General features: G+C 39.2%; 12 protein-coding genes and 1 CRISPR repeat array. Of the genes, 7 read left to right on the top strand and 5 right to left on the bottom strand.

Annotated elements, in window-relative coordinates; translation table 11 throughout:
- Positions 1 to 12 precede the first annotated feature (12 nt).
- The 3 genes from HMPREF9200_RS04385 to HMPREF9200_RS04375 are packed head-to-tail and all read left to right on the top strand — an operon-like array spanning position 13 to position 6,615.
- Positions 13 to 3,711, top strand: coding sequence for a PolC-type DNA polymerase III (locus HMPREF9200_RS04385; RefSeq protein ID WP_009353633.1), 3,699 nt, complete (start codon positions 13 to 15; stop codon positions 3,709 to 3,711).
- Positions 3,712 to 3,723: 12 nt separating this feature from the next.
- Complete coding sequence (locus tag HMPREF9200_RS04380; RefSeq protein WP_009353621.1) at positions 3,724 to 5,277, top strand: gluconokinase; 1,554 nt, start codon at positions 3,724 to 3,726, stop codon at positions 5,275 to 5,277.
- A gap of 18 nt (positions 5,278 to 5,295) precedes the next feature.
- Positions 5,296 to 6,615: a gluconate:H+ symporter gene (locus tag HMPREF9200_RS04375; protein ID WP_009353623.1), complete on the top strand. Its 1,320-nt coding sequence runs from the start codon at positions 5,296 to 5,298 to the stop codon at positions 6,613 to 6,615.
- Positions 6,616 to 6,664: 49 nt separating this feature from the next.
- Here the strand turns inward: HMPREF9200_RS04375 and HMPREF9200_RS04370 are convergent, their stop codons facing one another.
- The 5 genes from HMPREF9200_RS04370 to HMPREF9200_RS04350 all read right to left on the bottom strand — a co-directional run bounded on the left by HMPREF9200_RS04370 (position 6,665) and on the right by HMPREF9200_RS04350 (position 13,647).
- Positions 6,665 to 7,846 (bottom strand): sodium/glutamate symporter, encoded by a 1,182-nt coding sequence (locus HMPREF9200_RS04370; protein ID WP_009353617.1) that lies wholly within the window; start codon positions 7,844 to 7,846, stop codon positions 6,665 to 6,667.
- A gap of 303 nt (positions 7,847 to 8,149) precedes the next feature.
- Positions 8,150 to 8,920, bottom strand: a complete 771-nt coding sequence (gene pflA / locus HMPREF9200_RS04365) for a pyruvate formate-lyase-activating protein (protein ID WP_009353600.1) — start codon at positions 8,918 to 8,920, stop codon at positions 8,150 to 8,152.
- Between the two features lie 6 nt (positions 8,921 to 8,926).
- Complete coding sequence (gene grcA3 / locus HMPREF9200_RS04360; RefSeq protein ID WP_009353611.1) at positions 8,927 to 9,166, bottom strand: autonomous glycyl radical cofactor GrcA3; 240 nt, start codon at positions 9,164 to 9,166, stop codon at positions 8,927 to 8,929.
- 2 nt (positions 9,167 to 9,168) lie between these two features.
- Positions 9,169 to 11,298: a formate C-acetyltransferase gene (gene pflB, locus HMPREF9200_RS04355; RefSeq protein ID WP_009353632.1), complete on the bottom strand. Its 2,130-nt coding sequence runs from the start codon at positions 11,296 to 11,298 to the stop codon at positions 9,169 to 9,171.
- Between the two features lie 246 nt (positions 11,299 to 11,544).
- The gene (locus HMPREF9200_RS04350) at positions 11,545 to 13,647 is read right to left on the bottom strand and encodes a nitrilase-related carbon-nitrogen hydrolase (RefSeq protein ID WP_009353603.1); all 2,103 of its coding nucleotides are present in this window, start codon (positions 13,645 to 13,647) and stop codon (positions 11,545 to 11,547) included.
- 450 nt (positions 13,648 to 14,097) lie between these two features.
- A CRISPR array of direct repeats spans positions 14,098 to 15,427; the repeat unit is 30 nt; unit sequence AAAAAATAATCCCCAATATGGGGACGGAAA.
- A gap of 959 nt (positions 15,428 to 16,386) precedes the next feature.
- Between HMPREF9200_RS04350 and HMPREF9200_RS04345 the strand changes: the two genes are divergently transcribed.
- From HMPREF9200_RS04345 to HMPREF9200_RS04330, 4 genes are all read left to right on the top strand, one after another.
- The gene (locus HMPREF9200_RS04345; protein WP_038144710.1) at positions 16,387 to 16,569 is read left to right on the top strand and encodes a hypothetical protein; all 183 of its coding nucleotides are present in this window, start codon (positions 16,387 to 16,389) and stop codon (positions 16,567 to 16,569) included.
- Between the two features lie 114 nt (positions 16,570 to 16,683).
- Positions 16,684 to 17,679 carry a CRISPR-associated endonuclease Cas1 gene (cas1, locus tag HMPREF9200_RS04340; RefSeq protein WP_009353609.1) on the top strand — a complete coding sequence of 332 codons (996 nt, stop codon included), beginning with the start codon at positions 16,684 to 16,686 and terminating at the stop codon, positions 17,677 to 17,679.
- Positions 17,680 to 17,715: 36 nt separating this feature from the next.
- Positions 17,716 to 17,991 carry a CRISPR-associated endonuclease Cas2 gene (cas2, locus tag HMPREF9200_RS04335; RefSeq protein ID WP_009353619.1) on the top strand — a complete coding sequence of 92 codons (276 nt, stop codon included), beginning with the start codon at positions 17,716 to 17,718 and terminating at the stop codon, positions 17,989 to 17,991.
- A gap of 22 nt (positions 17,992 to 18,013) precedes the next feature.
- On the top strand, positions 18,014 to 18,322 hold a 309-nt coding region (locus HMPREF9200_RS04330; RefSeq protein WP_009353599.1), incomplete at its 3' end, for an HD domain-containing protein.

Here is an 18,322-nt window from a genome sequence, read left to right as displayed (position 1 = left end):
GGGAGTAGTACGATGAAATACTATCATTTAGTACGAAGAGGAGAATCTAAAACAGATTTTTACTTTTACTTAAAAGATGGAAAATTGCATATATTTGGCTCTCCCGCTAAGGGGACATTAGATCCCGTGGTGCAACAACGCATAGAAGAGATTTGTGATGCTATTGGTTGTACCTATGAAGTGATAGATACTGGGGATTTCATGAACCAAATCATTCTCACTCGTATGCCTAATGTAAACGTAGAGCAAGTCGTTGGAGATGATTTAGGAAATAGCCCTCTGGAAGATGCAGAGTATCTTTTTTTACAACAGGCTAATGAAGTAGCAGATTACGATATCTATTGGGATATGGATGAAGAGAATCGATTCGATGAAATGGAACTCTATGTGAGTCGTGATGGTACCATAAAAACTTCATCGGATTATGATGATTTGTATGATGCACCAGTGGTCATAGATCGTCCTAATGCTCCGACTTCAACTGTGACTGGTAATTCTTCATATCCTATGCGGAGACGGAAGCTAACCACTGAAGATGGGATGTTATTAGGCCCTGTTTTTGATGAGGCAGACACGCATCAGACAGATGATTTCTTTGTAAGAACTGGAGAACAGGTTGTCATATCGGGACACTTTCACAGTTTAGATATACGAGAAATTCGACCTAAGGAAGACAGCAAGGCTGTGCAAAAAGCACGTGAAAAAGGTGAGGAGCCTAAAAAACGGTATATTATTACTGGTCATCTAGTGGACGATCACAATAGCTTAGCTATTAAACGATTTACCAGCCCTTCTGAAGACGGACCAAAGCTATTAAAAATTTTAAAATCTGTTGGGAAGGTGCAAATCAAAGGGGAAGTCATCTATGATGAGCAATTTGTACGAGATTATGTGTTAAATATGGATTCTGTGCGCCCTGTGGAGGATACGGAGAATGCGAAGCGCACAGATACTCACGAGGAAGCCAGAGTAGAACTTCACTTACATACAAAAATGTCCGAGAAAAATGCGCTAGTAGCAGTGAAAGATATTGTGAATCGTGTGAAAGATTGGGGACATCCAGCGGTAGCCATTACTGATCATGGGGTGGTACAAGCTTTCCCAGAGGCACAAGCATACTCTTTGGAAAAAGGCGTGAAGATTCTCTATGGTGTAGAGGCCTATTTAATTGAAAAAGAGGACCAATCGATACCACATCATATTATTATATTTGCAAAAAATATGGTAGGTTTACGGAATCTGTACAAGATGATTTCTATTAGTCATTTGAATTATTTTGATGAGTACCCAAGATTGCCAAGAGCTGTCATTGAAGACCATCGTGAAGGGATTCTTATAGGAACGGCTTGTAAATCTGGAGAATTGATTCAAGCTATTGCTCACGGTGCTACCGATGAAGAATTGCATGAAATTGCTACATTTTATGATTATTTAGAAATTCAACCTCATGATAATTACAAGAGTTTTATAAAAGAAGGCTTGTTAAAAAATGAGGAAGATTTAAAAGAGATTAATCGTCGTATCGTCGGTTTAGGGGATACCTTGCAAATGCCTGTAGTAGCTACAGGTAATGTGCATTATATGGATCCTAAAGACAAAATGTACCGTGAAATCATGCTTACCGCTAGCGGTGTGAAAGATGCAAAAGACAAAGCAGATCAGCATATGCGTACCACTGATGAAATGTTGGAAGAGTTTGCTTACTTAGGAGAAGACAATGCCTACAAAGTGGTAGTGACCAATACGAGAGCCATAGAGCAAAGTATTGATTATATTGTACCGATTCCTAATGGCACCTATTCACCAAAAATTGAAGGGGCTGATAAAGCCTTGGAAGATATGTGCTATGCGAAAGCAAAGTCTATCTATGGAGATCCCTTGCCGAAGACGGTGCAAGATCGATTGGACTATGAACTTAAGAGTATTATCGGCAATGGTTTCGGTGTATTGTACTACATTGCCCATAAACTAGTAAAAAAATCTTTAGATGATGGATACTTAGTAGGTTCTCGTGGTTCTGTAGGATCCTCCTTTGTAGCCACCATGGCGGATATTACGGAGGTAAATCCATTAGAGCCACATTATGTGTGTCCACAGTGCAAGTGGAGTGAGTTCTATTTGAAAGGGGAATATGCGGGGGGCTTTGACTTGCCACGGCGCAATTGTCCTGAATGTGGTACGCCACTTATCGCGAATGGTCACGATATTCCTTTCGCTATCTTTATGGGATTCCATGGGGATAAGGTCCCAGATATTGATTTGAACTTCTCTGGCGATTACCAAGGTCGTGCCCATAAATATACGGAAGAATTGTTTGGACGAGACAATGTATTTAGAGCTGGAACTATCGGTACTATTGCGGATAAAACAGCTATTGGCTATGCCTACAAATATGCAGATGTGAATGACTTACAAAAACGACGAGGTTTTATTGAAAAGTTATCTACAGGCTTTACAAAAGTAAAGAATACCACAGGTCAGCATCCGGGAGGCATCATGGTTTGCCCTCGAGATATGGATGTACATCATTTCACACCAGTTCAATATCCAGCTAATAAAAAAGAAAGTGGTATTATTACCACACACTTTGACTATCACTCTATTGAAGGTCGTATGACCAAACTAGATATACTGGGCCATGATGATCCTACCATCATTCGTATGTTAGAAGATATGACGGGTATACCATCTACGAGTATTCCTTTTGATGACCCTGCCACATTGAGCTTATTCTCCTCAACGAAAGCATTAGGCTTGACGCCGGCTCAATTGCAAGGAGATAAAGTGGCTACCTTGGCAGTACCTGAATCAGGTACTGGATTTGTACGAGCTATGTTGGAAGATTCAAAACCACAAACCTTTTCTGACTTAGTGCGGATCTCTGGTTTCTCTCATGGTACAAATGTATGGGTAGATAATGCGCAGACCTTGATTAAAACAGGGACATGTAAATTGAATGAAGCTATCTCTACCCGTGATGATATTATGAACTTTTTGCGTAATCACGGTGTAGCAGATAATGTAGCCTTTTCTGTTATGGAAAATGTGCGTAAAGGGAAGGGTATCGAAAAGCGTAATAAAGAGGGGATTGCCCAAACAGATTATGAAGACCAGATGCGAGCAGCACAAGTGCCGGAGTGGTTTATTGGGTCTTGTAAAAAGATTTCCTATTTATTCCCTCGGGCCCATGCCGTAGCTTATGTTATGATGGCATTCCGCATTGCTTGGTACAAGATTAATTATCCATTAGCATTCTATGCATCGTATTTTTCTATTCGGGCAAAAGCCTTTGACTTGAAAATTATGATGGGCTCCTTAGAAGAGCAACAACAAGAATTTAAACGGTTGAAAGCGTTAGCTGCGAAGTATGAAGCATCACCAAAGGAAAAAGATTTAATGTCTGCCTTAGAGGTATCTTTGGAAATGAAACAGCGAGGGTACTCATTTGCCAATGTAGAGTTATACAAATCTCAAGCAAGACGGTTTATGATTAAAGATGAAACCTCTTTATTACCGCCATTTGTAGCTGTTACTAGTTTAGGCGAAAAGGTAGCAGATGCCATCGTAGAAGAACGAGAGCAAGCAGAGTTCTTATCTATTAAAGACTTGCGGAGACGTACAAAAATGTCTCAAACCATTGCGAATCGCATGGTGGAATTAGGTTGTTTAGGCGACTTACCAGAAGATGAGCAAATGAGTTTATTTGGATGATAGGAGGTATATATGTCAGAAGTTAGAGAAGCAGTATGGATAGGCGTTGATGTGGGAACTACAGGCGTGCGTGCTATGGCATATACAGCACAAGGTAAATCTGTAGCTGTACGAGATGCTTTTTATCCATTAGAAACACCACAATATGATCGAGCAGAGCAAAATCCTCAACAAATATATGATGCTGCAGAAGAAGTCATTGCGGGAGTTGTAAAAGATTTACAATATAAACTAGTCACTATATCCGGGATTGCTTTGAGCTCAGTGATGCATAGTTTTATTCCTCAAGATGAACATTTTGATTTATTAGGGAATATGATTACTTGGGCAGATAGTAGAAGCTCTACTATCGTGCATCGTATGGAACAAGACGAACAATGTAAACAATTCTACTTTAGAACAGGCTGTCCGCTGCATGCATCCTATCCATTGGCTAAAATCATATGGGTCAAAGAAAATCAACCTGAAATCTTTGCTCGTATGGCGCATATTGGATCTATTAAAGATTACATGTTCCGGTTGATGACAGGAGAATGGGTAACAGATAAATCAGTGGCATCTAGTTCTGGTTTATTTAATGCCTTTACAGAAACTTGGGATTCTGAGATTTTAGACTATGTAGGGATTCAAGAAGAACAACTACCTAAGGTAGTATCTACTACGTATAGTGGTAAGTTAGCAGCAGGTGTAGCAGAACGTTTAGGTTTACCTGTGAATACACCGGTTGTCATCGGTGCTACTGATGGAGTACTGGTGAATGTTGGTATTGGCGCTGTATCTAAAGGGCAGTTAAGTGCTACTATAGGTACATCTGGGGCTATACGTATGCTTACAGAAAAGCCGCAAATGGATCCTAAAGGTCGCACTTGGTGCTATAATTTAACAGATACCATGTGGGTGGCTGGTGGAGCTATCAACAATGGCGGTATGATTTTGCGTTGGATGCGAGATCGTATCCTACATTATCATGGCTCCCAAATGGAACAATTATCGGTGGATCCTTATGATTTAATGACCATGAAAGCAAGACATGTACCGGCTGGATCTGGTGGCTTGTTATTAATGCCATACTTTACTGGTGAACGAGCTCCTTATTGGAACTCTGATCTGCGTGGTGCTTTCGTAGGTTTATCCTTAAATCATAGTCGCTCTTACATGATTCGCGCCACAATGGAAGGGATTTGTTATAGCTTACGGTTTGTTCTTGATGCATTACGTGAGTTTGAAGAGGTAAAAGATATCCGTATTAGTGGTTCTTTCACTAAATCCGAATTGTGGGTACAAATTATGAGTGATATATTCGGTGAACATATCACATTACCAAATAATAGTGAAGGTGCCTCCTTTGGCGCCGCTGTGTTAGGGTTTATTTCTGATGGAACTTTGTCAGATATTAAGGATACAGCAGAGCTAGTACAGCCTGAATGTATCTATCACCCTAAGGAGCAACATCAAGCCGTATATGAAGAGCTTTTCTCTATTTATGAAAGTTTGTATATTCATATGAAAGACGATTTGGCACGTCTTGTTCAGTTCCAAAAGGAACATCCATTTAGTCGTTTATAATTAGAAAGGAGACTAGAAATGCCATTAGTTATTCTTGCATTAGGAATTATTTTACTATTTTTCCTAATCGTAAAAGTAAAGATGAATAGCTTTTTATCATTGCTATTGGTCTGTGTATTATTAGCCTTTGGAGAAGGATTGCCACTTGACAAAATTTTCCCAACTATTCAAAAAGGCTTAGGAGCTACCTTAGGTGGTTTAACAATCGTAGTAGGCTTTGGCGCTATTTTAGGTAAATTGATGGCCGATAGCGGTGGAGCGCAACGTATTGCAACTACATTGATCAACATGTTTGGTCGTAATAATGTAAGATGGGCTGTATGTTTAACTGGATTTATTGTAGGTATTGCTTTATTCTATGAAATTGGTTTCGTCTTATTGATTCCTTTGATCTTTACTATTGCTAAATCTGCGGATATTCCATTGTTAGAGGTAGGAATGCCAATGGTAGCAGCCTTATCTGTGACACATGGTTTCTTGCCTCCACATCCAGGTCCTACAGCGATTTCTGTATTATTTAATGCAGACATTGGATTAACGTTGGTGTATGGTATTTTAATCGGTATTCCTACAGTTATTTTGGCAGGTCCATTATTGTATAATACTGTGAAAGATATTAAAACAGATATCCCTGAAGGACTTCATAATGATAAGGTATTTACAGAAGAGGAAATGCCATCCTTTGGAGTATCTATCTTTACAGCATTAGTACCAGTTATCTTGATGGCTGCTACAGCTATTGGTAAAATGATGAATCTACCAAAAACATCTACCATTATGGTCATTCTTAACTTTATTGGTGATCCTTCTGTAGCGTTGACAATTTCTATTATTATTGCTTTCTATACGTTTGGCTTCGCTCGTGGCAAATCTATGAAAGATATTATGGCTACTTCTGAAAAAGCGATTTTAACAGTAGCTATGATTCTATTCGTTGTAGGAGCTGGTGGAGCACTAAAACAAGTATTGATCGATAGCGGTGTGGGTACCTATATCGGTGAATTAGTGATGCAAGTGAATGTATCTCCATTAGTATTAGCTTGGTTAATTGCGGTGGTGATTCGTATTGCTGTTGGTTCTGCTACAGTGGCAGCTATGACAGCTGGCGGCATTGTGGCGCCGTTAATTCCATTAACAGGTGTAAGTCCTGAATTGATGGTAATTGCAGTAGGTGCTGGTTCTGTATTCTTTAGCCCACCAAATGATCCAGGATTCTGGTTATTTAAAGAGTTTTTCGGATTATCTGTCAAACAAACATTACGCTCTTGGTGTATGGTGGAAACAGTGATTGCCGTATGTGGATTAATTGGTGTAGAAATCATTAATTTATTCTTATAATAAAACATCCCCAGTCCAGTGAATGGATTGGGGATTTTATATTATATATTTACCAATAGAACTGCATGATCCAATGCAAGATAGGTATACCAAGTACATTGATTAATACAGTAGCTGTAATAGGAACAACTAGGAAAGCTTTTACAGATTTTCTGTAGCGACCACCGAGGGTAGCGATAGTTGCTACCGTGTTTGGTGTGATACCTAAGCCGTGGCCAAGGAGGGCGGCGCCGATGACAACGCCGTCGTAATCTTTACACAGCACAGGGAATACGATGAATCGTGTAAACAGAATAATCGCAATGACTTGTACCACAAGAATCACAAGCATTGGTCCTGTAAGCGCACGTAATGCGATTACAGGTACGCTCATGAACACAGTAGTTAAGAAGATAGTAATACTAATTTGACTAAATAAGGCAATAGCTTTAGAATTGATGAACGTTTGGCCCATGGCATCGCCACCATTACGAATAGCAATGGCCAATAACATGGATACAATGAACGTAGGAATGTGCAAACCGAAGGTATCTAATAAGTAGTGGGAACCGCCGATGCCGATACTGACACAGATTAGAACCAACAATAAGTTGACGATAATCCCAACCGGTGTCGGTGCTGGTGAATCTGGTGGAGGAGGTGCTGTTTCATAGCGATTGAACTTTTCGATTAAATATTGTCCCATAGGACCGCCGATGAACACACCGATAATGGTAGTGAATGCAATGATACCATGTGCCACAGTTTCACCATTTAAGGCATTCCCTAAGTCATGACCTAAGGCAGACACAAAGTTGTAGCTGCTTTCAAGAGATAAAGAGCCTAATAAAATAGCATAGTGTTTGTCTAATCCAAATAGACTAGCTAGTCCTAAGCCAATGCTGATTTGCATAATCACAAGCAAAGTACTCATGCCCCAGTAGCGAGGGATTGCTTTTAACGAAGATGTACAAATTTGCACGGGCGCTACTAGACCCATAGTGGCGAAGAATGCCACCATAGCAGGAACGAGAACAGCCTTGTCCAGAGTAATGAGTATAAGACCAGAAATTTGTAGTAGAAATACAATTATTGCTACAGTTAAACCACCAATAGCAGGCACTGGGATAGCCCAACGATGCAAGATGTTAATGTGCTTGTGCATAAAGGTTCCCAGTAAAAAGGAAAAGAGTGAGAGTATGACCGTTTCTACGGCGCCAAGATGTAATTGTAGCATGTACGACGATGCCATGAAATGCCTCCTAACTTTAGGTACAAAAGACTAGGATGGTGCAGTAGTGCGCATAGGATTCACTTGCACCAAAATCATAGTGAGATAGTCTGAAATAATACCCTCCTATTATACAACTAAACATCTAATATGTAAAAGCTATCCATAAGAAATGAATATCAATACATGAACATAAAATGCTAATATAATAGATACATAGGAATATATACATACCGATATGTCTACGGAGGTATACAGAAAAAGCGCACCGTCCACGAAGGATAGTGCGCTTTTATGAAAGATCAGGAAAGTATTATTATGAGTTTAACTTTCTGGTGTTTTAAGAGGACACCATAAACCTCGGCGGTAGTCGCGTATTCCAGAAAGGACAACGCGGAGTGCACGCTGTGCGTCAGCTTTTGAGAGGGGAGGTATTCCATCTAAGCGATAGGAAATGCCAAGACTTTCATATTTATTAACCCCCATGACGTGGTAAGGTAAGCAATCTACGGCTTTCAAATGTTTGAAGGCACCTAGAAAGAAACCAAGCCGATACCAGCGATCGCGATTATCTGTGATGGTTGGGACTACCACGTGGCGTACCCAAAAATCGGTACCCTGCTCGTCTATAAACTTAGCGAACTCTAGGACCGCATCATTAGGTTTGCCGGTTAGTGTTTCGTGTATAGAGGAATCGATCTCTTTCACATCAAGAATGACTAAATCCGTTACGTCAAGAAGCATTTTGTACTCTCTAGCCTGTTCTTGTGTGTAGCAAATCCCGCTTGTATCTAGACAAGTATGAATTCCCTTTCCGTGAAAGAAAGTAAAGAGTTCGATAATAAAAGGGAGTTGCAACAATGCTTCGCCACCAGTGACAGTAATGCCTCCAGTGATATAAAAGTCTCGATTCCTTTCAAATTGTGTCCACACATCTGCCACCGTCATTTCTTGGGCATACGTAGAGGGATCCCAAGTATCTGGGTTATGGCAATAGGCACATCGCAATGGGCAACCTTGAAGGAAGAGGACAAATCGCATGCCCGGACCATCCACAGTACCCATAGTCTCAATGGAATGAATACGACCTACCATAGTGTATTACATGGATTGATGGAATGTACGAGCAATCACTTCGTCTTGTTGAGCTTTTGTCAACTTGTTGAAATGAACCGCGTAACCAGATACACGGATAGTCAATTGTGGATACAATTCAGGATGTTTTTGAGCATCTAATAATGTTTCACGATTGAATACATTTACGTTTAAATGGTGGCCGCCTTTTTTGCTGTACCCATCTAATAACTGTACTAAATTATCAACTTGTTGTTCGTTTGTCATAGTTACTCCTTTTCTTCAGGGAATGTAACATTTGGCTCACGGCAAGCTAGATTTTCACAACCATCGGCTAATGCATGTTCAATATTGCCTAGGTCTATATCTAGGTCCAAGTCGCCTAATGTAACCATAGACTCTCCGGATTTACCAAGAGAATCTGGAATAATAGAGAATGTATTAGAAATACCATCGCAACAATCACGCCATGGCATTTTAGCAACAGATGCTAGGGAAGAGATAGCCCCGTGTTCGTCACGACCATGCATAGGATTGGCACCAGGAGCAAATGGAATACCTGCTTTACGTCCGTCAGGAGTAGCACCAGTGGCATTACCGTATACCACATTCGATGTAATGGTTAATAGTGACATAGTAGGCACGGATTGACGATAGGTTGGATGTTTACGAATTTTATTCATAAACCCAGATACCACCGTAGCAGCTAAATCATCTACACGATCATCATCATTACCATATTTAGGGAATTCGCCTTCAATTTCAAAATCAATAGCAATACCATTTTCATCACGTATAGGTTTTACTTTCGCATATTTAATAGCGGATAAAGAATCGGCTACTACGGAAAGTCCAGCAATACCTGTAGCAAACCAACGTGTTACCTTACGGTCATGCAATGCCATTTCCAATTTTTCATAGGCGTATTTGTCATGCATGTAATGAATGATATTTAAAGCATTCACATATACACCTGCTAACCATTCCGTCATATCTTCAAAGCGTTCCATGACTTCGTCGAAGTCAAGGTATTCTGAAGTAATAGGGCGGAATTTTGGACCTACTTGTTTTTTCAGCTTTTCATCTACGCCACCATTGATTGCGTATAGTAAGGCTTTCGCTAAGTTACAGCGAGCGCCAAAGAATTGCATTTCTTTACCAATACGCATAGGGGATACGCAGCAAGCGATGGCGTAATCATCGCCAGAATTTGGGCGCATGATTTCGTCGTTCTCATATTGAATGGAAGATGTTGCAATAGAGAGCTTCGCACAGAACTTTTTGAAACCTTCAGGGAGGGAAGGAGACCAAAGCACTGTTAAGTTTGGTTCAGGAGCAGGACCAAGGTTTTGCAATGTATGTAGGACACGGAATGCCGTTTTAGACACTAGTGTACGTCCATCAGTGCCCATACCACCGATAGACTCAGTTGTCCATACAGGATCACCAGTAAATAAATTGTTGTATTCATGGATACGTGCGAAACGAACCATGCGCAATTTCATAATGAAGTGATCCACCATTTCTTGGATTTGTTCTTCTGTATATTTACCAGACTTCAAATCACGTTCTGCATAGATGTCCAAGAAAGTGGAGTTACGTCCGATGGACATAGCTGCACCGTTTTGTTCTTTGATAGCACCCAAATAGCCAAAGTATAGCCATTGGATAGCTTCTTTTACATCGGTAGCAGGTTTGGAGATATCAAATCCGTAGGACGCAGCCATTTCTTTTAATTCTTTCAAAGAGCGGATTTGATCTCGAATTTCTTCGCGGTCACGAATGATATCTGGCATCATATCGCCCATGGTGATACTGAATTGATCTTCTTTATCCTTGATCAAATAATCTACACCATATAAGGCTACACGGCGATAATCACCGATAATTCGGCCGCGGCTATACGCGTCAGGTAGGCCCGTAATAATGTGAGCAGAGCGAGCAGCTCGCATCTCAGGTGTATATACATCAAATACACCATCATTATGTGTCTTACGATGAGTTTTAAAGAATGCTTCAAGAGTTGGATCCATTTTGTAACCATACTCTTCGATAGCACTTTTAGCAGTTCGTAAACCACCATAAGGGAACATGGCACGTTTCAAAGGATAATCAGTTTGAAGACCTACAATTTGTTCATCTTCTTGAATAATATATCCAGGGGCATGCGCCGTAATATGAGTTGCTACATTAGTGTCTGCATCGATGACAGAACCTTTTTGTCGTTCTTCCTCATATAAATCTAATACCCGTTGCCAAAGTCTAGTAGTTCGTTCTGTAGGACCTACTAGAAAAGAATCATCGCCTACATAAGGCACATAGTTTCGTTGGATAAAATCGCGTACGTCCACGGACTTATCCCATACACCTGTATTGAAGTCTTTCCATGCTTGTTGCATAATATACCTCCAAATACACATTAAAACGTAACCCATAGGGTTAACTTTATTGTAATCTATAACGATTATCATTACAATATAATTTTCAGTATGGGTTATATCATTTTTGAAAGTGGTGCATGAGTAAATGGTCAAACATTAAATAACGCTATATACAGGATGTAAGATATCTAATAAGGTATATTACAAAGTTGTATATAGCGTTACTATAGTATAGATTTATATTTTTAAAATCAAGAAATATACTCACTTTTTGGTGTGGTGATATAGAACTCTCTCTTTAATGATATGGTAAGTACGTGAGAAATATGGTTTTAATTGGCTTTCACTTAGGTCAGTACCGAAGGCACGTTCACTGACAAGGAACAGTGGCGGAGATTGGATGCGTTTTGCCACAGCTAATCCGTTGAAAGATTTCCACCAGCGTTCGAGGTCGTTGATAAACTGATCTGTAGATGTGAAATAGTGAGAAACAGGGTGTGGCAATCCTAATAGGTGCTCCAATGTGCCTTTTTCATAGGCACACAAGATATCCTCAGGCGTCAAACGCTGATGAGGCAGTGTATGAGGTGTACCCTCTACGAAGGCACGGAATAAGCAGTCGTGATATTCATACTGTAAGGGATCACCTAGTCCTTGCGCTACATCCTGTGCATCGGAAAGCTCTGCACTAGGGACCACATCGATGGATCCTTGAGGAATGACCTCCCGTTTAAAAATGTATTCATTCATATAACGAGCCAGTGCATACACATCCGTTTTCCACACATCCCCTGTTACGGCAAGGAAGCCAGCTAAATCACCGTACATCGTAGCATAACCGACAGTGAACTCCGTTTTATTGCCATTGCATGTGAAAGCCCCATTCACAGCGGATGCTATACCGGCTAAAATACGAGACGAACGATCACGGGCTTGGATGTTTTCTTTGGCAAGGGTGGATAGCTGTAAGAATGTGCTAGTATCTAAGTCGGTATCAACATGAGTTTGCTCAGTATGGTTTGTAGTAGTTTGCTGCGATTCACATATAGTATCTGTAGTAGAATTGGAGATAGTAGCATCATCTGCTAGTGTATGCTTATGTACATGACCAGAGGCCTTTAGAGGGGATTTTGTAAAAGTCTGACCTTCTAGTTGTGCAATAGTGGCGTTCACACCTTCCTCAATAGGGAATACGCCATAATGGCAACCGATGTTCTGTGCTAATTGGTAGGCCAAATCTTTCGTCATATCTGAGTTGTAACGGCTTGGCATATTGACTAAGTATAAATTTTCTGGTGCTAATACAGTGCTGTACAAAGCAGCATTAAGGGCAGAGTCAATGCCACCAGAAGCACCGATGACAATTTTTTTAATCCCAGTTTGTGCTAAAAATTGACGAATGCCGTATTGAAGGGCTTTGAATAGGGTAGGGATGTAGTTAGGTACTGTCCCATATGTATTATTTGAATCGTTTGAGGCATGTGAAAGTGGCTGCCACAAGGTATCTTTCAATAATGTAGGACGAACCGTGTTTTCAAAAGCTGGGACTTCTTCCACAACAGAACCGTTCACGTCATATAAAGCGGAGCAACCGTCATAGATGCAGATATTTTTGCCATTGTTTTGAATTCCCACGTGATTTGTATAGGCAATAGGAGTATTGTATTGTTTGGCTTGTGCACTAAATAGGGCATGACGATGTTCTTGTTTGTGAACGGTGTAAGGAGAGGAAGAACAATTGACGATTAGATCGATGTGTTGACCTTTCGCTTTTGCAGATTCCAACATGAGATTAGTCGGGCAATCTGGATAGTGCGTATCCCAGCTATCTTCACAGATAACAGGAGCAATAGTAAAGTCGCCTTGACGTGTAGAAATAGTGAGAGGCTGATTGATGTCCGACAAAGAAAGATGGCGTTCTTTCGCTACTACATTGGCGCTAGTAAAATACCGTGGTTCGTTAAAGTACCGATAACAAGGCAATAAGGTTTTAATTGTAAATGGATATGGCTGGGATGGATTGGATATCAGTTGTCCTTTGGATGCTACATAGAGGGCATTGTATTTGCGAAGACTGCCATCTAAGTTACGGAGGTTTTTATCAATACCTACATTACCAAAAATAATAGTAAGGTTTGTATTAGTGGTGGCTTTCACAATTTCGTCACCATAGTAGAGACAATCATTTATAAAAGGCACTTGGTCCCACAAGTCACCCACCATATACCCGCTGAGGCACAACTCGGGGAAGATAAGGATATCCGTGCTCACCGCCTTGGCGTAGTCGATAGCTTGCATCATAGATTGAAAGTTTGTAGCAGGATCACCAGGGTGGACCTGAATTTGACCAAAAGCAATACGAATCATGGGGAACTCCTTTATTGTATAGATTACAGTGTTGATAATTGTTGAGTATATTATAGCATTTTATGGAGGATTTGTAGTGGGGATATAGATAGTAAGAATATGTGGTGTGGTAAATAAATTATTTTTATGCTACATAATGATTCTGTGTTATGAATGCATGAAATGATGCTTGACAGAGCATTGGAATAGGTCTATTATGTAACTAAGACAAACCCCTCACATCCGTAAGGACAGATACATTCTGATGTGAGGCTTTTTTATTGCTTGAAATTTGCAATTTGGCTAATATGTATGGTATTCTTGTATTGGATATAAATCTCCGCCGATATGATAAGAATAGGCTTGAGCGACAGTTTTAGAGAGTCTCGTTGAAGTTAAGGGTATCTTTGTAAAGACTCCGCCGATAATTGTAGTTTAAACGTACTAGTTATCATAATTATAGAGGGTAGGGATAAAAAAATAATCCCCAATATGGGGACGGAAACGTTCTAAACACTCTCGACCGTATGGTGTAATTTCATCAAAGCGATAAAAAATAATCCCCAATATGGGGACGGAAACAAAAGCCGAAAAAGCCTCTGATGCTAAAAAAGCCGTTCGATAAAAAAATAATCCCCAATATGGGGACGGAAACCCACACCAAAAATAATCAAGCTTTGCGTCTCGATACTGCCAAAAAGATAAAAAAATAATCCCCAATATGGGGACGGAAACTTACGTAAATATATTATAAATAGGCTTAGCATACTTCACGATAAAAAAATAATCCCCAATATGGGGACGGAAACCTGTTTAAATCGTCAAAGTTTACTTTTTTCATTGTCAAAGAGATAAAAAAATAATCCCCAATATGGGGACGGAAACGCGAACGTATGCAACCATATACTAATATAATCAAATCTTATAAGATAAAAAAATAATCCCCAATATGGGGACGGAAACATTAAATAAAAGTGTATAATAATAATTTTTTTTCTAAGCGATAAAAAAATAATCCCCAATATGGGGACGGAAACAAAGACTCATAGTCTTTACAATCGACTTTTTCAAATCCTTGATAAAAAAATAATCCCCAATATGGGGACGGAAACCCAGTTTTGCACCGATTGCCAATGTAAGTAAATTCTTTTCATTGATAAAAAAATAATCCCCAATATGGGGACGGAAACTTTGTCGTCATAGGCGTCACGAACACTATCTACGTGGCAAAGATAAAAAAATAATCCCCAATATGGGGACGGAAACTTCAATGCCTTTTTGCTTGTTTTAGTCGTTGTTTTAGTACCAGATAAAAAAATAATCCCCAATATGGGGACGGAAACCGTTAGATTCTTCACGGTTCAAGCTATCAAAGTCTATTGTATGATAAAAAATAATCCCCAATATGGGGACGGAAACTTCATTCTAGATGTATTCTTTACTCACAATAATTCTCCCTTGATAAAAAATAATCTCCAATACGGGGACGGAAAAGAGAACTCACCCCACCAACCTTTTTGAAATGTGAACCCTTGATAAAAAAATAATCCCCAATACGGGGACGGAAACATAGGGAAACCTAATTGCTGAATGATATATCCAATGTGGCTTGATAAAAAAATAATCTCCAGTACGGGGACGGAAACTTGGCACGTAAACCGCATCGAACAAATTGAGGTGATATCCTCGATAAAAAATAATCCCCAACATGGGGACGGAAACTAATCTGTAATAAATAAGCCGTTAGGGTTTGTTTCTAATAATTGGATAAAAAATTAATCCCCAATATGGGGATGGAACTCGATACAAAACTTATAATTGTTGTATCTAGTCCTATGCGTAAACAATGCACTGCATTGTTTACGTCCCACAATACGGGGACGGAAACCTTCGTGCATAAAACAGTCTCTAAAGTATCGTTTTTTTGGTGTATAAAAAATTAACCCCCAATATGGGGACGGAAATCACCAGTTATTAGGTAACCCCATTTCCTTGTAGTTGTTGCACGATAAAAAATAATCCCCAATCCGTTGCAATGATATTTGATAAAAAAACAATCCCCAATACGGGGACGGAAACGTAACTCCACATAAATCACATACCACCATGTTATGTTTCATGATAAAAAAATAATCCCCAAAATGGGGACGGAAATATAACCTCCTCAATTTCCTCAATTTCAGCCTTTATAATAGATAAAAAAATAATCCTCAATATGGGGACGGAAAGTTTCCAACCTATCACCATCTTTCATGCTTCAACCACGGTGTGATAAAAAAATAATCCCCAATATGGGGACGGAAACTTTCGGTTTAATAATGTGATATACTTTAGTTGGAAAACTTACGATAAAAACAATCCCCAATATAGGGACAGAAATGAATGTGAATTAAATTCCCGTTGTTAGTGTTTTCCAATACCGATAAAAAAATAATCCCCAATACGGGGACGGAAATCTTTCAAGTACCGCTTGATAAAACAAGCGACCTATCTGGATAAAAAAATAATCCCCAATACGGGGACGGAAACGTATAAATCCCACACGCCCTCGGTGTATACGCTCACAAGCAATGCGATAAAAAAATAATCCCCAATATGGGGACGGAACTCGGTACAAAACTTATGATTGTGACACCTAGTCCTTCGCATAAACAATGCACCGCATTGTTTACGTCCCACAACATGGGGACGGAAACTAGTGTATCTACTAGGTCTCTTAGTTGTTGCATTCTATATGGAGATAAAAAAATAATCCCTAACATGGGGACGGAACTCGGTACAAAACTTATGATTGTGACACCTAATCCTATGCGTAAACAATGCACTGCATTGTTTACGTCCCACAATACGGGGACGGAAACGTCAGTAGGATTTAATAAATCAAAGATAAATGACTTTGCAAGTGATAGGAAAATAATCCCCGATATGGGGACGGAAACATAGAATCGACTAAGCAAGAATACACCTCTTTTTGCTCTGTAGATAAAAAAATGATCCCCAATACGGGGATGGAGGACTATTTATATTTAGATTTTCTAGGATAAAGGAGGATCTATTATGACAACTTTATATGTGACAGAATCAGGTTCCTTTATTAAACGAAAAGGTGGACATGTTATTGTTGGTAGGAATCATGAAGTATTATTTGAAGTACCATTTGAGTCTATTGATGATGTAACAGTATTTGACTCGGTTCATATTTCATCATCATTATTGACTGATTTTATATCTAATGGTATTCCAGTGACCTGGCTATCAGGATATGGTAAGTATTTCGGTACTTTAATTAATACAAACACTGTAGATATTCATAAGCATCAGAGACAATTTACTATAAGGGGCGATAAAGAGTTCTGTTTAGCACTTAGCAAAAAACTAATCAATGCTAAAATAAATAATCAGCTAACTATATTGAGACGCTATGAAAGGAATCTTCTTGATGATAGTGTTATGATGTCCATTAATAACATTTGTCACATCCGCAAGAATATACATAAAGCAACAAGCATTGAAGAATTGATGGGATATGAGGGAATCATTAGTCGCTTATATTTTGAAGGGCTAGGAAAGATTGTCCCTTTTGAATTTACTTTTACAAAACGAAGTAAACAGCCTCCATTAGATCCATTTAATGCTATGTTAGGATTAGGCTATAGTATGCTCTTTAATGAAATTATGGCAGGAGTTATTAATGCTGGATTACATCCATTTGTAGGGTGCATGCATTCTATTAAGGGTGGGCATCCAGCCTTAGTATCTGATTTAATTGAAGAATGGAGAGCCCCTGTAATTGATTCATTAGTGCTTAATTTAGTTAAACGAAAGATGATAGATGTAGAAGAAGACTTTCAATATTCTGGTGAAGGGTGCTATTTAAATGGGGAAGGAAGAAAACTATTTTTGAGTGCTTATAATAAAAAGATAAAAAGCATGAATCAATATATGGATAGAGGACAGACATTTAGAGAATCTATTTATAGTCAATGTAAAGCCTATGCCTCAACAATTATGAATATAGATCTTGAGCGATATATACCACTAGAAATAAGATAGATATCTAGAAAAGATAATTCTATGGAGTACTTAATTATGAAAAAGTTTATAGTTTTGATTATTTATGATATAGTAGATAACAAGATACGATTAAAAATGGTGAAGTGTTTGGAACGATATGGTGTTCGTGTTCAAAAGTCAGCATTTGAAGCATTGTTAAATCGTAAACAGTACGATGCTATGATTCGCCAATGTAGTCGTTTAATTAATCCGAACATTGATTCTTTGAGAATATATATTCTTGATGATTTAGTTAAGATATATACTTGGGGAATTGGAGAAAGAAAAGAACAAGATTGTGTCATATTATAAAGGATTCATGAGGGAGAAAACCATGGGGTGTTTAGAAACATTGGTAAAAGGTGCCTTATTACATGATATTGGAAAAGTAGTCTATCGCGCTAACGAAGGATTGGGAGATCATTCGACGGCGGGGGCTACTTTTTTGCGCTCTTATACAGAGGAAAAAGATCTGCTAAGGTGTGTTCAATATCATCATGGAAGAAAATTATCTAGTGCAGTTATCCCAGATAATAGTTTAGCCTATTTGGTGTATGAAGCAGATAATCTTGCTTCAGCCTTAGATCGGAGGGAGCATGATGAAGGGGAAGGAATAGCAGGGCAAACATTTGATAAACATATG

This window comes from Veillonella sp. oral taxon 780 str. F0422, assembly GCF_000221605.1.
Lineage (GTDB): Bacteria > Bacillota > Negativicutes > Veillonellales > Veillonellaceae > F0422.
This window is presented reverse-complemented; position numbering and strand designations above follow the sequence as displayed.

Excerpts from the sequence above, each read along its gene's own strand:
- HMPREF9200_RS04350 (WP_009353603.1), bottom strand. The coding sequence starts at position 13,647 with ATGATTCGTATTGCTTTTGGTCAAATTCAGGTCCACCCTGGTGATCCT.
- HMPREF9200_RS04380 (WP_009353621.1), top strand. The coding sequence starts at position 3,724 with ATGTCAGAAGTTAGAGAAGCAGTATGGATAGGCGTTGATGTGGGAACT.
- HMPREF9200_RS04345 (WP_038144710.1), top strand. The coding sequence starts at position 16,387 with ATGGGGACGGAACTCGGTACAAAACTTATGATTGTGACACCTAATCCT.
- pflB (WP_009353632.1), bottom strand. The coding sequence starts at position 11,298 with ATGCAACAAGCATGGAAAGACTTCAATACAGGTGTATGGGATAAGTCC.
- HMPREF9200_RS04370 (WP_009353617.1), bottom strand. The coding sequence starts at position 7,846 with ATGGCATCGTCGTACATGCTACAATTACATCTTGGCGCCGTAGAAACG.
- grcA3 (WP_009353611.1), bottom strand. The coding sequence starts at position 9,166 with ATGACAAACGAACAACAAGTTGATAATTTAGTACAGTTATTAGATGGG.
- pflA (WP_009353600.1), bottom strand. The coding sequence starts at position 8,920 with ATGGTAGGTCGTATTCATTCCATTGAGACTATGGGTACTGTGGATGGT.
- cas2 (WP_009353619.1), top strand. The coding sequence starts at position 17,716 with ATGAAAAAGTTTATAGTTTTGATTATTTATGATATAGTAGATAACAAG.
- HMPREF9200_RS04375 (WP_009353623.1), top strand. The coding sequence starts at position 5,296 with ATGCCATTAGTTATTCTTGCATTAGGAATTATTTTACTATTTTTCCTA.
- HMPREF9200_RS04385 (WP_009353633.1), top strand. The coding sequence starts at position 13 with ATGAAATACTATCATTTAGTACGAAGAGGAGAATCTAAAACAGATTTT.
- cas1 (WP_009353609.1), top strand. The coding sequence starts at position 16,684 with ATGACAACTTTATATGTGACAGAATCAGGTTCCTTTATTAAACGAAAA.